This is a genomic window from Bacillus sp. FSL M7-1020 (genome assembly GCF_038050415.1).
In the GTDB taxonomy this organism is placed as follows: Bacteria; Bacillota; Bacilli; order Bacillales; family Bacillaceae_G; genus Bacillus_A; species Bacillus_A toyonensis.
In genome coordinates this window covers 5,027,501-5,042,500 of record NZ_JBBOTW010000001.1, presented here as the reverse complement: position 1 = coordinate 5,042,500, position 15,000 = coordinate 5,027,501, and the positions used below count along the sequence as shown (strand labels likewise).

Here is a 15,000-nt window from a genome sequence, read left to right as displayed (position 1 = left end):
ATAAAACGCAATGGTTTAGAAGAAACACCAAAAACAAGAAAAATAAAAACAAGAGATAGAATACCAACAATAATAATTGTAGAATTCATTTTTTCCTCCTTATGAATGACCTATACATATCTATATGTATGGGACAAGACGATAAAAAAGAACGTTTATCCTACAACTCCAGTCGGCCCATTGTGATAACTTTTACGCAGCAACATTTTCTTCATACAAACCCATCAGAATCCTCAACGATTCTTTTAAAACGAAATAACCCCTCTACTTTAACAAATAAAAAATAAAAGGTTCTGCTTAAAAAGCAGAACCTTTTACCATTGTTCCATTTTTACAGGGCGACGCTTCGCTTCTTTTAACAAGAAGAAATATTTCGCCTCCGCTATTTTCAAAGAACAAATTACATCTGGAGACGGCTCAACACTTTGTTCAACCATTCTCTTTTGACGTAACCATTCATTCTTTACTTTTTCTAATAGTACAATTAACTTATCGTCATACTCTTTACGCAATTTACCCTTTTTTTGAAAGAACATTTTTGTTTCTCCTCTTATACTTCTCTGCGGCCTTCTAGCGCTTTTGACAGAGTTACTTCATCTGCATATTCTAAATCTCCACCAACTGGTAGACCATGTGCAATACGAGTTACTTTAATACCTGTCGGCTTTAAGAGGCGGGATATATACATCGCTGTAGCTTCCCCTTCAATGTTAGGATTTGTTGCCAATATCACTTCTTGTACCGTTTCATCGTGCAGTCGCTTTAAGAGTTGCGGGATATTAATGTCTTCCGGTCCAATTCCCTCCATCGGGGAAATTGCACCACGTAACACATGATATACACCTTGATACTCTTTCATTTTTTCCATCGCGATTACATCTTTCGGTTCTTGTACGACACAGACAACCGTTTGATCTCGATGTGAATCATCACAAATATAACAAGGATCACGGTCAGTAATATGTCCGCATACAGAACAATACGCTAGATCTCGCTTCGCATTCACAAGTGCTTTCGCAAAACCTAACACATCGTCTTCTTTCATATCTAATACGAAAAATGCCAATCGAACCGCTGTTTTCGGTCCGATTCCTGGCAATTTCATAAAACTATCAATTAATTTTGATATTGGCTCTGGATAATGCATATATCAATATCCTCCTAGAACATTCCACCTGGTAAGTTTAAGCCTTTTGTAAATTTACCCATTGTAGAATTTGAAAGTTCATCAACCTTTTTAAGTGCATCATTCGTTGCAGCTAGCACTAAATCTTGTAACATTTCGATATCTTCTGGATCTACAACTTCTTCTTTAATTTTCACTTCAAGAACTTGCTTATGGCCATTTGCAATTACAGAAACCATTCCACCGCCAGCTGTACCTTCAACCGTTTTTTCACCAAGCTCTTCCTGTGCTTTTGCCATGTCTTTTTGCATCTTTTGCATTTGTTTCATCATGTTATTCATATTTCCCATTCCGCCACGCATCATATTTAATTCCTCCTAATAATAGTTATTCTTTTATTTCAATAAGTTCTTGCCCTACTAATTTTACTGCTTCTTCTATGAGAGGATCTTCTTTTTGCTCTGGGCTTTCTTCAGAATCCCCGCCTTCACGTTGTAAAAAGTCCTCACGAATTTTACCCCATTCACTTTTCGGGATAGCAATCATATTTAACTTTTTACTTAGCAATTCAAAAAGAATTTGTTCCAGCGTATCCATTGCTTCACGATTTTCACTCGCCATTTTACAATGAATCTCATATTGAAATGCTAACACATAAGTATCATCTGAAGCCGCTACTGGCTCACTATTTTCTAATAAAACAGCAAATGCCACTTTGTTATACGATTTGAGTCTTCCTAACAACTCACCCCATACGGCTTTCAATTGTTCTAATTCTTGACGCTTCGCCTGCTTCAACACTTCATTTACACGTCCAACAGGAATTTTCATACTTCCCGTTCGCATTGGTTTTGGTGTTGCACGCGTCTCTCTTACTTCAGGTTGCACGCCAGCTGGTACACCATTCTTTTTAACTTGTTCTAATTCTTTCTCCAGTTGCTGCATTCTGTTCATAACCGCTTGTAAACGATCTGCACCGTTTGCTTGCATCATAAACTGCTGACACAGTTGTACCATCACAACTTCTAAGAAAATTCGTGGATGGTTTGTCCACTTCATCTCTTGTTGCCCTTTACTAAGACTATGAATAATCTCATAGATTACTTCCGGCTGCATTTCTTCACTTAACATGCGGAATTGATCATCTACAATTACTCGTTCCAACATATGTTCTAGTTGTGGTGAAGTTTGATATAAAAGCATATCACGATAATAGTAAATGAAATCTTCCATAAATCGAACTGGATCCTTCCCTTTACTCATCATCTCATCTATGATACGTAATGCTCTTGATACATCATTTTCACGTATACATTCTACTAGGTTACCTAAATATTGCTGAGAAACAGAGCCTGTTACAGCTAAAACATCTTCTGTCGTAACTGCATCATCACTATAAGATATAGCCTGATCAATAAGGCTAAGTGCATCACGCATACCACCCTCGGCAGCACGAGCAACAATTTGTAGTGCTTCCTCTTCTACTTGCGTACCCTCATTTGTCACAACCGTCGATAATCTCTCAACAATATCATTTACTGATATTTTTCGGAATTCAAATCGCTGACATCTCGAAATAATCGTAGGTGGAATCTTATGTGGTTCTGTTGTCGCTAAAACAAAGATAACATGTCCTGGTGGCTCTTCTAAAGTTTTTAGAAGAGCATTAAAGGCACCCATAGAAAGCATGTGAACCTCATCGATAATGTATACTTTATATTCTACAGCACTTGGAGCATATTTTACTTTATCTCTTATATCTCGAATTTCATCTACACCGTTATTTGAAGCCGCATCAATTTCTAATACATCTGAAATAGATCCTTGTGTAATTCCTAAACAAGAAGGACATTCATTACAAGGTTCAGCTACCGGAGCATGTTCACAGTTAATTGCTTTTGCAAATACTTTTGCAATCGTCGTTTTTCCTGTTCCCCTCGGACCAGAAAATAAATAAGCATGTGAAACTTTCTCTTGAAGAAGGGCATTTTGCAACGTTTTTGTTACGTGCTTTTGACCGACTACATCTTCGAACTTTTGCGGTCTCCATGTTCGGTATAACGCTTGGTATGACACGAAAATACGGCCTCCCTCAAAGGTTATTATCTTATATATTATAACCCATTCTGTTTATAGATTCCAAAAGTTATTTTCCATACAAAAAACCCACCTTGTATCAAGGTGAGTTTTGTATACATATATAACTGCCGTGCACCTTCTGTCGATTACGTACCATAAGCGTTACTCAAGCAGTTAGCTCGGTTCAGGCACTCCTGCGGCACACGAGAAAACCCGCTTATTGCTGCTTCCTTCCGGACCTGACAAGGTTCACGGGGTCCCGTTGCGCAGGACCCAAACGTCAACACCACTTACTTAAGGCAGACCTTACAGCAACATAACCTCGAGAAGGGATTCGGCCTCGCTAGAGCGGATTGCGAGTATAGGGCACCGCTACCTCCCCGCTTAGCACGGCAAAGTTAAAACCAATATTCGGTTGCCTTCATTAAAGGCATTATCAGTATAACTTGTTTTTTTATAAAATGCAAATGCGTTAATTCTCGTTACTTTTCTCTAATTTTTTTATCGCTTTTCTTTTTTTACGAAGCTCTCTAAAAAAGTTTGTTAGCAACGTACCGCACTCTTCTTCTAATACACCAGTGACTACTTCACATTGATGATTAAAACGTTCATCTGTTAAAAGATTCATTAATGTTCCTGCACATCCGCCCTTCGGATCACTTGCACCATATACAACTCGCTTCACTCGTGATAAAACAATTCCACCCGCACACATTGGACAGGGCTCTAAGGTTACATATAACGTTGCATCTTCTAAACGCCATGTCCCTAGCTTTTTGCAAGCTTCATCAATCGCTAACAACTCGGCATGAGCGATTGATCGTTGCTCAGTTTCCCTTAAATTATGAGCGACACTAATTACCTCACCATCTAACACTATGACTGCACCAATTGGTACTTCTTGTATTTCCTCTGCCTTTTTAGCCTCTTCTATCGCTAGTTGCATAAAATAAATATCTTGATCTTGTTCCATAACCTAGTCCTTTCATCACAAATAAAATAAACCTTTTTCCATTTACTACACGTGGGATAACTTTTATAAATTCAATCCACCCTAAAAGAAAAAGAGAGGGGATTACATATGAAAAACACTGCTTTGCTCATTATTGATATGATTAATGACTTTCAATTTTCCCACGGGCCCATCCTGGCAAAAAAATGCGAAACTATAACAAATCCTATTTTACAATTAAAGAAAACAATGAAAGCCTTCGGCTATCCCATAATTTATGTTAATGACCATTATCAACTTTGGAGATCTGATATTGACCAACTGATTACTCATTGTACAAATGAGTATAGTGAAAATATAATTCATAAGATTGCTCCACATTCTGATGATTACATTTTTATTAAACCACATTACTCTGCTTTTTATGAAACGCCTTTGAATTCTTTATTGGGCTATTTAAAAATAGAAAATCTGATATTAACAGGAGTTGCCGGAAATATATGTATCCTATTTACTGCTAACGATGCTCATATGAGAAATTATACACTGCATGTACCACAGGATTGCATTGCCTCTAACAATGATCAGGACAATCTGCATGCTTTAAAAATAATGGAAGCTACATTGAAAGCAAATATAATACCGTCATCTCAAATAAAAATTAATTAATACATATATCTATTTTCTAACTTTTTATATCAAATTAACCCGCTCGCTTCCCTCTTGTGCTACAATAATTCTGTTTTGTGTTTTTAGTAGTCACGGCAAATCACTGATTGAAAGGAGGAAACAGCGTGACCGGAGTACCATTTATCACGGTTGAAGGACCAATTGGTGTTGGAAAAACTTCACTTGCGAAGGAAATTTCAACTCACATGCAACTCCACTTACTAAAAGAGATTGTTGATGAAAACCCTTTTTTAGGAAAGTTCTATGAAGACATCGACGAATGGAGTTTTCAAACAGAGATGTTCTTTCTTTGTAATAGATACAAACAACTAGAAGACATTAACATAAAGTATTTGAATCAAAGGAAGCCAGTAGTAGCAGATTATCATATATTTAAAAATTTAATTTTCGCATCCCGTACATTAAAAGATTCTCAATATGACAAATACATGCAAATCTATCGTATCCTTACACAAGATATGCCTGTACCAAATGTCATCGTTTATTTAACAGCTAGCCTGGAAACATTACAAAAACGAATCGCAATGCGCGGAAGAGAATTCGAAAAAAATATGGATCCAAATTACTTACTACAGCTCACAAAAGATTACGAAACAGCAATGGATACTTTTAAAAAGGACCATCCAGATATCCCAGTGTTGAAATTTAACGGAGATGATATGGATTTTGTACAAAATCCCGATGATTTAAACGTCATCCTATCCGCCCTTCAAAATACTCTCTTAAAGGAGTCGAAATAATAATGAATTTAAGGCAAAAATATGATATACCGAATGATGCAGTAATTACTATCGCTGGAACAGTAGGTGTCGGAAAATCAACTATGACAACTGCACTAGCTAACGCTTTAGGTTATCGCACATCATTTGAAAAAGTAGATTCTAATCCATATTTGGACAAGTTCTATGCCGATTTCACACGCTGGAGCTTCCACTTGCAAGTATACTTCTTAGCAGAACGATTTAAAGAACAAAAGAGAATTTTTGAATACGGTGGTGGTTTTGTTCAAGACCGTTCTATCTATGAAGACACTGGAATTTTCGCAAAGATGCATCATGAAAAAGGTACAATGACGGAAACTGATTATGAAACATACAAAGGTTTATTTGATGCTATGGTCATGACTCCTTACTTCCCTCATCCAGACTTATTAATTTACTTAGAAGGTTCTTTCGATGATATTGTAGACCGTATTCAAGAACGCGGACGCCCGATGGAGCAGCAAACACCAATTGAGTATTGGAAAGAGATGCACGGACGTTACGAAAACTGGATTAACAACTTCAATTCATGCCCTGTTTTACGATTAAACATTAATGAATACGATATTTTAAAAGATGGCGATTCAATCGAACCAATCATTAAAAAAATTGGCCATTTCTTAAAACAAACACGTAAACTTGTAAAATAAAAAACCCGTGCATATGCACGGGTTTTCCTATTAAATTACTTCTTCTTTGTTGGAGCAATAATTTCACTCTCAGGTTTTCCAGCGTTAATACGCTGACGAACAGTACTTGTACTAATGTCATATGTTTCAGCAATCTCTTTAACAGTCATTTCTTTCCCGTTAATCACTGCCGTTAATACTTTACCTGTACGTTTTGGAGCTGCTTCTTTCTTTACAGCTGGTTTTTCAACCTTTTTTGGCGCCTCTACTTTTGTCGTAGCTTGCTTTACATCACAAGTACAACCACAAAGTTTACGGAATGTATCATCGCTTATAATGCGCGATACATTTGCACCACTGTTTAAAATTCTATTGTTCTTACAGACAGGACATTGTACATAATATAAAGTTTTTCCATCTAAAGGAAACGTTTGTATAATAAGATCCATGTTGACTCCTTTCATATCTATGAAGATAATCATCGGAATATGAGTGTGTAATAAGGACAAAATCGCCTTACACCATACTTTATGATTGGTTTTAAAATAAAAACTCGTTACGTGTTGGTAACGAGTTCTCCAATCTCCACTTATATGCGCTGTTGTCAATTATATCTGGAGGAGGTAGAGGGATTCGAACCCCCGCGCGACTCTCGCCGCCTGTCGGTTTTCAAGACCGATCCCTTCAGCCAGACTTGGGTATACCTCCATATTGACATCAAATATAATATCAAAAGAAAAACAGTTAGTCAACCCTACTAAAATAAATTATGAGGAAAGGAAAATTTTACTTTCCCCCTCCTACATTACAGTACTGACAACGCTCATAATTACCAATCACTCATACCGATGAATGTTTAAATTTACTTAATAACTGTTTTTCCTCCCATATAAGGGCGAAGAACTTCTGGAATTATAATTGTACCATCTTCTTGTTGGTAGTTCTCTAAAATAGCTGCAACCGTACGTCCAATTGCAAGACCAGATCCATTTAATGTATGAACATGTTCTGGTTTTCCGTTTGGCTCACGGCGGAAACGGATATTTGCACGTCTCGCTTGGAAAGCTTCAAAATTACTACAAGAAGAAATTTCACGATATGTGCCATAGCTTGGAATCCATACTTCAATATCGTATTTCTTCGCTGCTGTAAATCCTAAATCGCCTGTGCACATGCTCATAACGCGATATGGCAACTCTAATAATTGTAACACGCGTTCTGCATCATTTGTTAATTTTTCTAACTCTTCATAAGAATCTTCTGGTTTTACGAACTTCACAAGCTCTACTTTATTGAACTGATGTTGGCGAATTAAACCACGTGTATCGCGACCAGCTGAACCTGCTTCAGAACGGAAGCAAGAGCTAAATGCAGCATATCTTATAGGCAATTGCTCTTTATTTAAAATCTCATCACGATGCATATTCGTTACAGGTACTTCTGCTGTTGGAATTAAGAAGTAATCTTCACTTTCAATACGGAATGCATCTTCTTCAAACTTCGGAAGTTGTCCTGTTCCTGTCATACTTGCACGGTTTACCATATACGGAGGTAACACTTCTTCATATCCATGCTCGTCAGTATGAAGATCAAGCATAAAACTAATTAAAGCACGCTCTAATCTTGCGCCTGCACCTTTGTAAAATACGAAGCGGCTTCCTGTTACTTTCCCAGCACGCTCAAAATCTAAAACTCCTAAATCTGTAGCAAGATCCCAATGTGGTTTTGGTTCAAAAGCAAATTCCTTCACTTCTCCCCAAGTACGCGCTACTACATTATCATCCTCTGTTTCACCAACTGGAGCAGATTCATGAGGAATATTTGGAATAGATAACATTAATCTTTCTAAGTCTTCTTCAACTTTACGAAGTTCATTATCAAGATCTTTTACTTTTTCTCCAACTTCACGCATTTCTAAAATTAAAGCTTCTGCATCTTTCTTTTCACGCTTTAATACTGAAATTTGTTGAGACACTTCGTTACGTTTACTTTTTAGTTCTTCTGTTTGAACAAGTAATTCTCTTCTTCTCGTATCAAGCTCTTCAAAACGACCAAACTCCGTTAAATCTTCGCCTCTATGCTGCAATTTTGCTTTTACTTCTTCAAAGTTTGTACGTAATAATTTAATATCAAGCATTATATACTCCTCCTTTTATTTTATAAAATACAAAAAACTCCCGTCCCTATACAAAGGGACGGGAGTTAACCCGCGTTGCCACCCTAGTTGAAAGCATTACTACTTTCCTCTCAAGTAGAAATAACGGCTCTTCACCGGGAATGTTTACTAATCATAAAGATATTCCACATTCCATTCCAGGATGGATTCACAAACTGTTTCTATCGATTTCCACCAACCATCGACTCTCTATAAGAAACGACATTTGTTACTACTTCCTATCAACACGCTTATTTTATAAAATTGTTACCATCAATTTACTATAATCTTATACAAGTTGCAAGTTACTTACACAACTTTTTTCATTTTAGCTTCTTTTACCATTTCGACAAAGTATGCTGTCACACGATGATCATCCGTTAATTCCGGATGGAATGAAGCAGCTAAAAACTGATCTTGTCTTACCGCTACCATTCGATCGCCGTGCTTAGAAAGTACTTCAACGTTATCAGCAACATCTACAACATACGGAGCACGGATAAATACACCAATAAAGTCTTCCCCCACACCTTTCATTGAAAGTGCGGCTTCAAAACTATCTTTTTGGCGTCCAAACGCATTGCGTTCAACTGTAATATCCATAGCACCAATATGTGCTTCTTCATAGCCAATAAGTGTTTTCGCAAGAAGAATCATACCTGCACATGTACCAAACATTGGTTTACCAGACTTCGCAAATGTACGAAGTGGTTCCATGAAAGCATACTTATCAATAAGACGACGCATTGTTGTACTTTCACCGCCTGGTAAAATAAAACCATCAATCTCTTCAAGTTGCTCTATACGCTTTACAACAACAGCTTCTGCACCACTTGCTTCAACTGATTTTACATGCTCACGAACTGCACCTTGAAGACCTAGTACACCGATTTTCACCATTTTAAAGTTCTCCTTCAATTACCATCCACGCTCTTGCATGCGTTGTTCTGGTAATAACGTTGAAATTTCGACACCTTTCATTGCATTACCCAATCCTTTAGAAAGGCTTGCAATTAGTTCGTAATCTTCATAATGAGTCGTCGCTTCAACGATTGCACGTGCAAATTTCTCTGGGTTCTCTGATTTGAAGATACCAGATCCAACAAATACACCATCAGCACCAAGTTGCATCATTAACGCTGCATCTGCTGGTGTTGCTACACCACCTGCTGCAAAGTTTACAACTGGCAAGCGACCAAGGCGTTTAATTTCAAGTAGTACTTCATAAGGAGCACCAGTATTTTTTGCATATGTCATTAACTCATCTTCACGTAGACTTGCAACTTGACGGATTTCTGCATTGACTTGGCGCATATGACGCACTGCCTCTACAATGTTTCCTGTTCCTGGCTCACCTTTTGTACGAAGCATAGATGCACCTTCTGCAATACGACGTGCAGCTTCTCCGATATCACGGCAACCACATACAAACGGAACTGTGTAATCACGTTTATTTAAATGGTATACTTCATCAGCAGGAGTTAATACTTCACTCTCATCGATATAGTCTACCCCTAATGATTCTAATACACGTGCTTCTACAAGATGACCGATACGGCATTTTGCCATAACCGGAATTGACACCGCACCCATAACTTCTTCAACAATCGTTGGGTCTGCCATACGAGAAACGCCACCTGCTGCACGAATATCTGCTGGTACACGCTCTAATGCCATAACGGCAACTGCGCCTGCTTCTTCTGCAATCCTTGCTTGTTCAGCGTTAACTACGTCCATAATAACGCCGCCTTTTTGCATTTCTGCCATTCCACGTTTTACACGTTCTGTCCCTGTTACATTTGTCATGTACAAAAACCCCCCTAGGTGAATTGCTTTCCCCCGTTAAAGGCGAAAATTAAGAATACTCTTACATTCTACCATTAACTATCAGATGCTTGTCTACTACTTTTTCATAAAGTAGGTATGAAAAATGGGAATAAGAAAAAGCTCCTACAATGAGGAGCTTTTAAAACCAACCTTTTACTGTATCAACAGCACTATTCCATATACCACTAAAGAAAGAGCCGATTCCGCGCATAGAACGAGTAAACCAGTTTGCTTCTTCCACTGCTGATGTTGTTACAAGATCTACTTGTAATGACTTACCAGATAAAAATCCAGGGTCATTCGTATCTTTTGGTGTAATTACCATCTGACCAAGTGCAACACCCTTTTTAATAGGTGCTTCTTGTCCCTTACTTGCTTCTTTAAATTCTGTTTTATAAACATCTTTACTTCCTTTTGGCACTGGAAGTGAAACAACTTGTTTTGTTTGAACCGCTACATCTTTATCTTTTGCATTTTCTACTCTTACTGTTTCTTGTCCTTTTACTGAAGAATCTTTTTTATACATTTGCTTCATTTCAAAGTTAGCAAATCCATAATCATATAACTTCTTCGTTTCATCAAAACGTGCTGTATGAGAACTTGTTTTAATAACTACAGAAATAAAACGCATACCGTTTCTTTCAACCGTACCAGTGAAGCAATCACCGGCTTCTGGAGTTGATCCTGTTTTCAGGCCGTCTACGCCATCGTATTGCTTAACTAAACCTTTTAACATCCAATTCCAGTTATCCATATTAATCGGGTATTTTCCGCCCTCTTGGAATACTTTTTTAGGGATTTTTGCTGTATCTAATGTTTTGGGATAATCCTTAATAAGATGTTGTGCTAAAATTGCGACGTCCCTTGCAGACATTTTATTTTCTTCATCCGGTGTTGTTCCTTCGGGATGCTGTCCTTTTAAATCTTTGTTCGTTAGGCCTGTAGAATTTACAAATTTATAATTTTTCAATCCCAACTCTTTTGCCTTATCATTCATCATTTTTACAAAATTAACTTCTTTTCCTGCCACTGCTTCACCTAGAGCAATTGTTGCTCCATTAGCGGAATAAATCGCCATCGCTTCGTATAACTCTTTTACCGTATAAGAACCACCATTTTCTAGTGGAACATTTGATAATGAACGATCCTGTGAAATCTTATGCGCATATTCAGAAACCTTAATCTTTTGATCCCACTTAAGTTTTCCTTTATCCACTGCTTCATGAACTAAATATTCACTCATCATTTTTGTCATACTAGCAATTGATAATAACTCATCTGCATTCTTTTGATATAAAATTTTCCCAGAATTCGCTTCTACTAAAATTGCCGCACCTGCTTCAATGTTTAGAGCGGCTCCTGTTTCAGCCGATGCATTGCTATATGGTAACAGCATGCTACAAGCTAGTGTAAGCACCGTTACCAAAGCCATGAATCTTTTGCAAAACATACCTTTCACTTTTGCTACCCCCAATATCTATGTACTCACATAACCGTTATTCTAACATAATCAAAAAAAAATAGACAGAGATATCAAATCTCTATCTATTTACATATAAGACATTATAATGAGTAGTTTGGAGCCTCTTTTGTAATTTGTACATGATGAGGGTGGCTTTCACGTAAACCAGCACCTGACATGCGAATGAACTGTGCATTCTCACGTAAGAATTCTAAATCCTGTGCTCCACAATATCCCATACCTGCACGTAATCCACCAACTAATTGATGAACTGTATCTGCTAAAGGTCCTTTATATGGTACGCGTCCTTCAATACCTTCTGGAACAAGTTTTTTGTTTCCTTCTTGGAAGTAACGATCTTTACTTCCTTTTTCCATCGCTCCAACAGAACCCATACCACGATATACTTTAAATTGGCGACCTTGGTAAATCTCAGTTTCTCCAGGGCTTTCAGCAACACCAGCAAACATACTACCTAGCATAACAACGTGTGCTCCTGCTGCTAAAGCTTTAACCATATCACCAGAGTACTTAACACCGCCATCAGCAATAACTGGAATACCGTGTTTACGAGCTTCTGTTGCACAATCATAAACTGCTGTTAATTGTGGTACACCAACACCAGCTACAACGCGTGTCGTACAAATAGAACCTGGTCCAATACCAACTTTAACTACGTTTGCACCAGCCTCGATTAATGCTTTCGTTGCTTCAGCTGTAGCAACATTTCCAGCGATAATATTTAGTGCTGGATATTTCGCACGAACTTCTTTTACCTTTTCAATAACACCTTTAGAATGCCCATGAGCTGTATCAAGTACAATTGCATCTACGCTAGCTTTTACTAATGCATCGATACGAAGCATAGCATCAGCCGTTACACCAACAGCCGCTCCAACTAATAAGCGTCCTTGCTTATCTTTAGCAGAGTTTGGGAATTCAATTACTTTTTCAATATCTTTTATTGTAATAAGCCCTTGTAATACACCGTTATTATCAACAAGAGGGAGCTTTTCAATTTTATACTTTTGTAGGATCTTTTCAGCTTCTTCCAGTGTAGTACCAACTGGAGCTGTAATTAACTGTTCTTTTGTCATTACGTCAGAAATTTTGATTGAGTAATCTTGGATGAAACGCATATCACGGTTGGTAATAATACCAACTAATTTTCGCTCATCTAAATTATTTACAACTGGTACACCTGAGATACGATATTTTCCCATAAGATGTTCTGCATCATATACTTGATGTTCTGGAGTTAAGAAGAAAGGATCTGAAATAACGCCGCTTTCAGAGCGCTTTACTTTATCAACTTGCTCTGCCTGTTGCTCAATAGACATATTCTTATGAATAATTCCTAAACCGCCTTGGCGAGCCATTGCAATAGCCATGTCAGCTTCTGTTACTGTATCCATTCCTGCACTAATTAACGGGATGTTTAGCTGTAAGCTTTCAGATAAAACTGTTTTAACACTTACTTCTCTTGGTAATATATCTGACCTCGCTGGTACAAGTAATACATCATCAAAAGTCAAACCTTCTTTAACAAATTTAGATTCCCACATAATTGTTCCCCCCATGATACCAGAAATTATTATTAGTAGCTTATCAATTGGTTAAAATACTGTCAAGGACGTATATATATGTTAGAATTTTTAGACAATAAAAGGAGCGTAATATATGCATCAAACACATTGTACTTGGCAGCAATTAAGTTTCTTTTTTTCATCTCAAAATGTACAACGTTATCTTGCCCGTTGTTATGAAAAATCCTCCATACAAGATGCTGAAAAAAAAAGTTTTGAAAACTGTTATCCCTTTATTTACTACTTAGAACACGGGAAAAATTATTACGAATTATATAAGGCGGCCCCTTTTTCGATTCAACCAATGTTGTTATTTTATGGAATTAGCCAACTATTTAAAGCTTGCTTGTTAACTATTGATCCTAACTACCCAGAATCAACTACTGTTTTAGCTCATGGCGTTACAACTCGTAAACGAAAAAAACAGGGATATCAATTTTTAGAAGATGAGGTGAAAATACAGAAAAACGGATTATTTACTCACGTTGCAGAACAACTGTTTCACATGAAACACTTAGAAGCGGAGAAGTTTAATATGTTAGAGCTGATGGGGAATATTCCTGAATTACAAAATTTGTTTCGTTATAGTCAAAAAGTATCGACTTTATATAAGATCGATTCAACAAATAAAAATGAGCTCTCCTTTTCAGTCAATATATTAGATCGATTACATATGACTAAAGAGCGATTTTCTCGTTACATCGAAACAACTTGTAAACATTTATCGATACAACACGTAGCTGAGAAAAATAGTGAATCGAATGTGTTTTTTTCGGCGCCTATTCAATCGTGGAATCCTATGTATAGTACTCCTTTATACTATGAGTACCTTACTAATACTTATTACTTACCACTTACGACTAATCCTAGAAATTCTAAACCCATTTTACCTGAGCTCCTCGTTCATTACTTATTGCTCTATAATTTAAGCATGATTTCTAGGTATGAAACTGATTGGTGGTATGACTTACTTGGTAGTTATGGATCTGAAGATTATCCATTTATTTATCAATTCCTTAATATTTCTGCCCAAAAAATACCTTACTATATTTCAGTATTTTTACTATCAGAATCTAATCTATTTCATGGGAAATAAAAAAACACGAGTCAAAGACTCGTGTTTTTTAGTTGCTTGGCGACGTCCTACTCTCACAGGGACAAGGTCCCAACTACCATCGGCGCTAGAGAGCTTAACTTCCGTGTTCGGTATGGGAACGGGTGTGACCTCTCTGCCATCATCACCAAACTATGAAGGCATATTCCTTCAAAACTAGATAACATTTGCTACATATTATATGGTTAAGTCCTCGATCTATTAGTATTCGTCAGCTCCACATGTCACCATGCTTCCACCTCGAACCTATCAACCTGATCATCTTTCAGGGATCTTACTAGCTTACGCTATGGGAAATCTCATCTTGAGGGGGGCTTCATGCTTAGATGCTTTCAGCACTTATCCCTTCCGCACATAGCTACCCAGCTATGCCCTTGGCAGAACAACTGGTACACCAGCGGTGCGTCCATCCCGGTCCTCTCGTACTAAGGACAGCTCCTCTCAAATTTCCTACGCCCACGACGGATAGGGACCGAACTGTCTCACGACGTTCTGAACCCAGCTCGCGTACCGCTTTAATGGGCGAACAGCCCAACCCTTGGGACCGACTACAGCCCCAGGATGCGATGAGCCGACATCGAGGTGCCAAACCTCCCCGTCGATGTGGACTCTTGGGGGA

16 protein-coding genes, 1 tRNA gene, 2 rRNA genes, 1 other RNA gene and 1 other annotated feature (2 of these 21 only partly in view) are annotated in these 15,000 nt (G+C 37.7%); of the genes, 4 read left to right on the top strand and 16 right to left on the bottom strand.

All coding sequences use genetic code 11. The features are described 5' to 3' along the window. The 7 genes from MHB70_RS25945 to tadA form a co-directional block, all read right to left on the bottom strand. Positions 1 to 89: the start of a pro-sigmaK processing inhibitor BofA family protein gene (locus tag MHB70_RS25945; RefSeq protein WP_001089268.1), read on the bottom strand. Its footprint begins 181 nt before the window's first position; only the first 89 of its 270 coding nucleotides appear in the window; its start codon is at positions 87 to 89; its stop codon lies beyond the left edge, outside the window. A gap of 225 nt (positions 90 to 314) precedes the next feature. Continuing rightward, entirely contained in the window at positions 315 to 536 is a 222-nt protein-coding gene (locus tag MHB70_RS25940) for a YaaL family protein (RefSeq protein WP_000466018.1), read from the bottom strand. Between the two features lie 14 nt (positions 537 to 550). Continuing rightward, entirely contained in the window at positions 551 to 1,147 is a 597-nt protein-coding gene (gene recR, locus MHB70_RS25935) for a recombination protein RecR (RefSeq protein ID WP_000559167.1), read from the bottom strand. Between the two features lie 14 nt (positions 1,148 to 1,161). Further along, positions 1,162 to 1,488: a YbaB/EbfC family nucleoid-associated protein gene (locus tag MHB70_RS25930; protein ID WP_170957726.1), complete on the bottom strand. Its 327-nt coding sequence runs from the start codon at positions 1,486 to 1,488 to the stop codon at positions 1,162 to 1,164. A 25-nt stretch (positions 1,489 to 1,513) separates the two neighbouring features. Continuing rightward, entirely contained in the window at positions 1,514 to 3,202 is a 1,689-nt protein-coding gene (gene dnaX, locus MHB70_RS25925; RefSeq protein ID WP_061530260.1) for a DNA polymerase III subunit gamma/tau, read from the bottom strand. Between the two features lie 131 nt (positions 3,203 to 3,333). Beyond that, an RNA gene (gene ffs / locus MHB70_RS25920) (signal recognition particle sRNA large type) lies at positions 3,334 to 3,598 on the bottom strand. 79 nt (positions 3,599 to 3,677) lie between these two features. Then, positions 3,678 to 4,178, bottom strand: coding sequence for a tRNA adenosine(34) deaminase TadA (tadA, locus tag MHB70_RS25915; RefSeq protein ID WP_000434333.1), 501 nt, complete (start codon positions 4,176 to 4,178; stop codon positions 3,678 to 3,680). Between the two features lie 108 nt (positions 4,179 to 4,286). Here tadA and MHB70_RS25910 point away from each other — a divergent pair, with 108 nt between their 5' ends. From MHB70_RS25910 to MHB70_RS25900, 3 genes are all read left to right on the top strand, one after another. Continuing rightward, positions 4,287 to 4,826: an isochorismatase family cysteine hydrolase gene (locus tag MHB70_RS25910; RefSeq protein ID WP_061530259.1), complete on the top strand. Its 540-nt coding sequence runs from the start codon at positions 4,287 to 4,289 to the stop codon at positions 4,824 to 4,826. A gap of 125 nt (positions 4,827 to 4,951) precedes the next feature. Beyond that, on the top strand, positions 4,952 to 5,587 hold the full coding sequence (locus MHB70_RS25905) for a deoxynucleoside kinase (protein ID WP_000148219.1): 636 nt from the start codon (positions 4,952 to 4,954) through the stop codon (positions 5,585 to 5,587). 2 nt (positions 5,588 to 5,589) lie between these two features. Next, the gene (locus tag MHB70_RS25900; protein ID WP_001053585.1) at positions 5,590 to 6,258 is read left to right on the top strand and encodes a deoxynucleoside kinase; all 669 of its coding nucleotides are present in this window, start codon (positions 5,590 to 5,592) and stop codon (positions 6,256 to 6,258) included. 35 nt (positions 6,259 to 6,293) lie between these two features. On the opposite strand, the gene MHB70_RS25895 is transcribed toward MHB70_RS25900, so the two are convergent. From MHB70_RS25895 to guaB, 7 genes are all read right to left on the bottom strand, one after another. Beyond that, positions 6,294 to 6,686, bottom strand: coding sequence for a DUF3797 domain-containing protein (locus MHB70_RS25895; RefSeq protein WP_000364197.1), 393 nt, complete (start codon positions 6,684 to 6,686; stop codon positions 6,294 to 6,296). 166 nt (positions 6,687 to 6,852) lie between these two features. Beyond that, positions 6,853 to 6,945 (bottom strand) — tRNA-Ser (locus MHB70_RS25890). Positions 6,946 to 7,099: 154 nt separating this feature from the next. Then, positions 7,100 to 8,374, bottom strand: coding sequence for a serine--tRNA ligase (gene serS / locus MHB70_RS25885; protein ID WP_341343698.1), 1,275 nt, complete (start codon positions 8,372 to 8,374; stop codon positions 7,100 to 7,102). Between the two features lie 51 nt (positions 8,375 to 8,425). Next, positions 8,426 to 8,647, bottom strand: a binding site (T-box leader). 54 nt (positions 8,648 to 8,701) lie between these two features. Further along, positions 8,702 to 9,292, bottom strand: coding sequence for a pyridoxal 5'-phosphate synthase glutaminase subunit PdxT (gene pdxT / locus MHB70_RS25880; protein WP_000238778.1), 591 nt, complete (start codon positions 9,290 to 9,292; stop codon positions 8,702 to 8,704). A gap of 18 nt (positions 9,293 to 9,310) precedes the next feature. Further along, positions 9,311 to 10,198: a pyridoxal 5'-phosphate synthase lyase subunit PdxS gene (pdxS, locus tag MHB70_RS25875; RefSeq protein WP_000186168.1), complete on the bottom strand. Its 888-nt coding sequence runs from the start codon at positions 10,196 to 10,198 to the stop codon at positions 9,311 to 9,313. 160 nt (positions 10,199 to 10,358) lie between these two features. Then, the gene (locus MHB70_RS25870; protein WP_131202456.1) at positions 10,359 to 11,669 is read right to left on the bottom strand and encodes a serine hydrolase; all 1,311 of its coding nucleotides are present in this window, start codon (positions 11,667 to 11,669) and stop codon (positions 10,359 to 10,361) included. Between the two features lie 113 nt (positions 11,670 to 11,782). Then, on the bottom strand, positions 11,783 to 13,246 hold the full coding sequence (gene guaB, locus MHB70_RS25865) for an IMP dehydrogenase (protein WP_000264091.1): 1,464 nt from the start codon (positions 13,244 to 13,246) through the stop codon (positions 11,783 to 11,785). Between the two features lie 115 nt (positions 13,247 to 13,361). On the opposite strand from guaB, the gene MHB70_RS25860 reads away from it, so the two are divergent. Next, complete coding sequence (locus MHB70_RS25860; protein WP_000554256.1) at positions 13,362 to 14,363, top strand: YaaC family protein; 1,002 nt, start codon at positions 13,362 to 13,364, stop codon at positions 14,361 to 14,363. A gap of 34 nt (positions 14,364 to 14,397) precedes the next feature. Here the strand turns inward: MHB70_RS25860 and rrf are convergent. Both rrf and MHB70_RS25850 read right to left on the bottom strand, forming a co-directional pair. After that, positions 14,398 to 14,513: ribosomal RNA gene (gene rrf, locus MHB70_RS25855) — 5S ribosomal RNA — on the bottom strand. A 49-nt stretch (positions 14,514 to 14,562) separates the two neighbouring features. After that, positions 14,563 to 15,000: ribosomal RNA gene (locus MHB70_RS25850) — 23S ribosomal RNA — on the bottom strand (it continues 2,484 nt past the right edge of the window).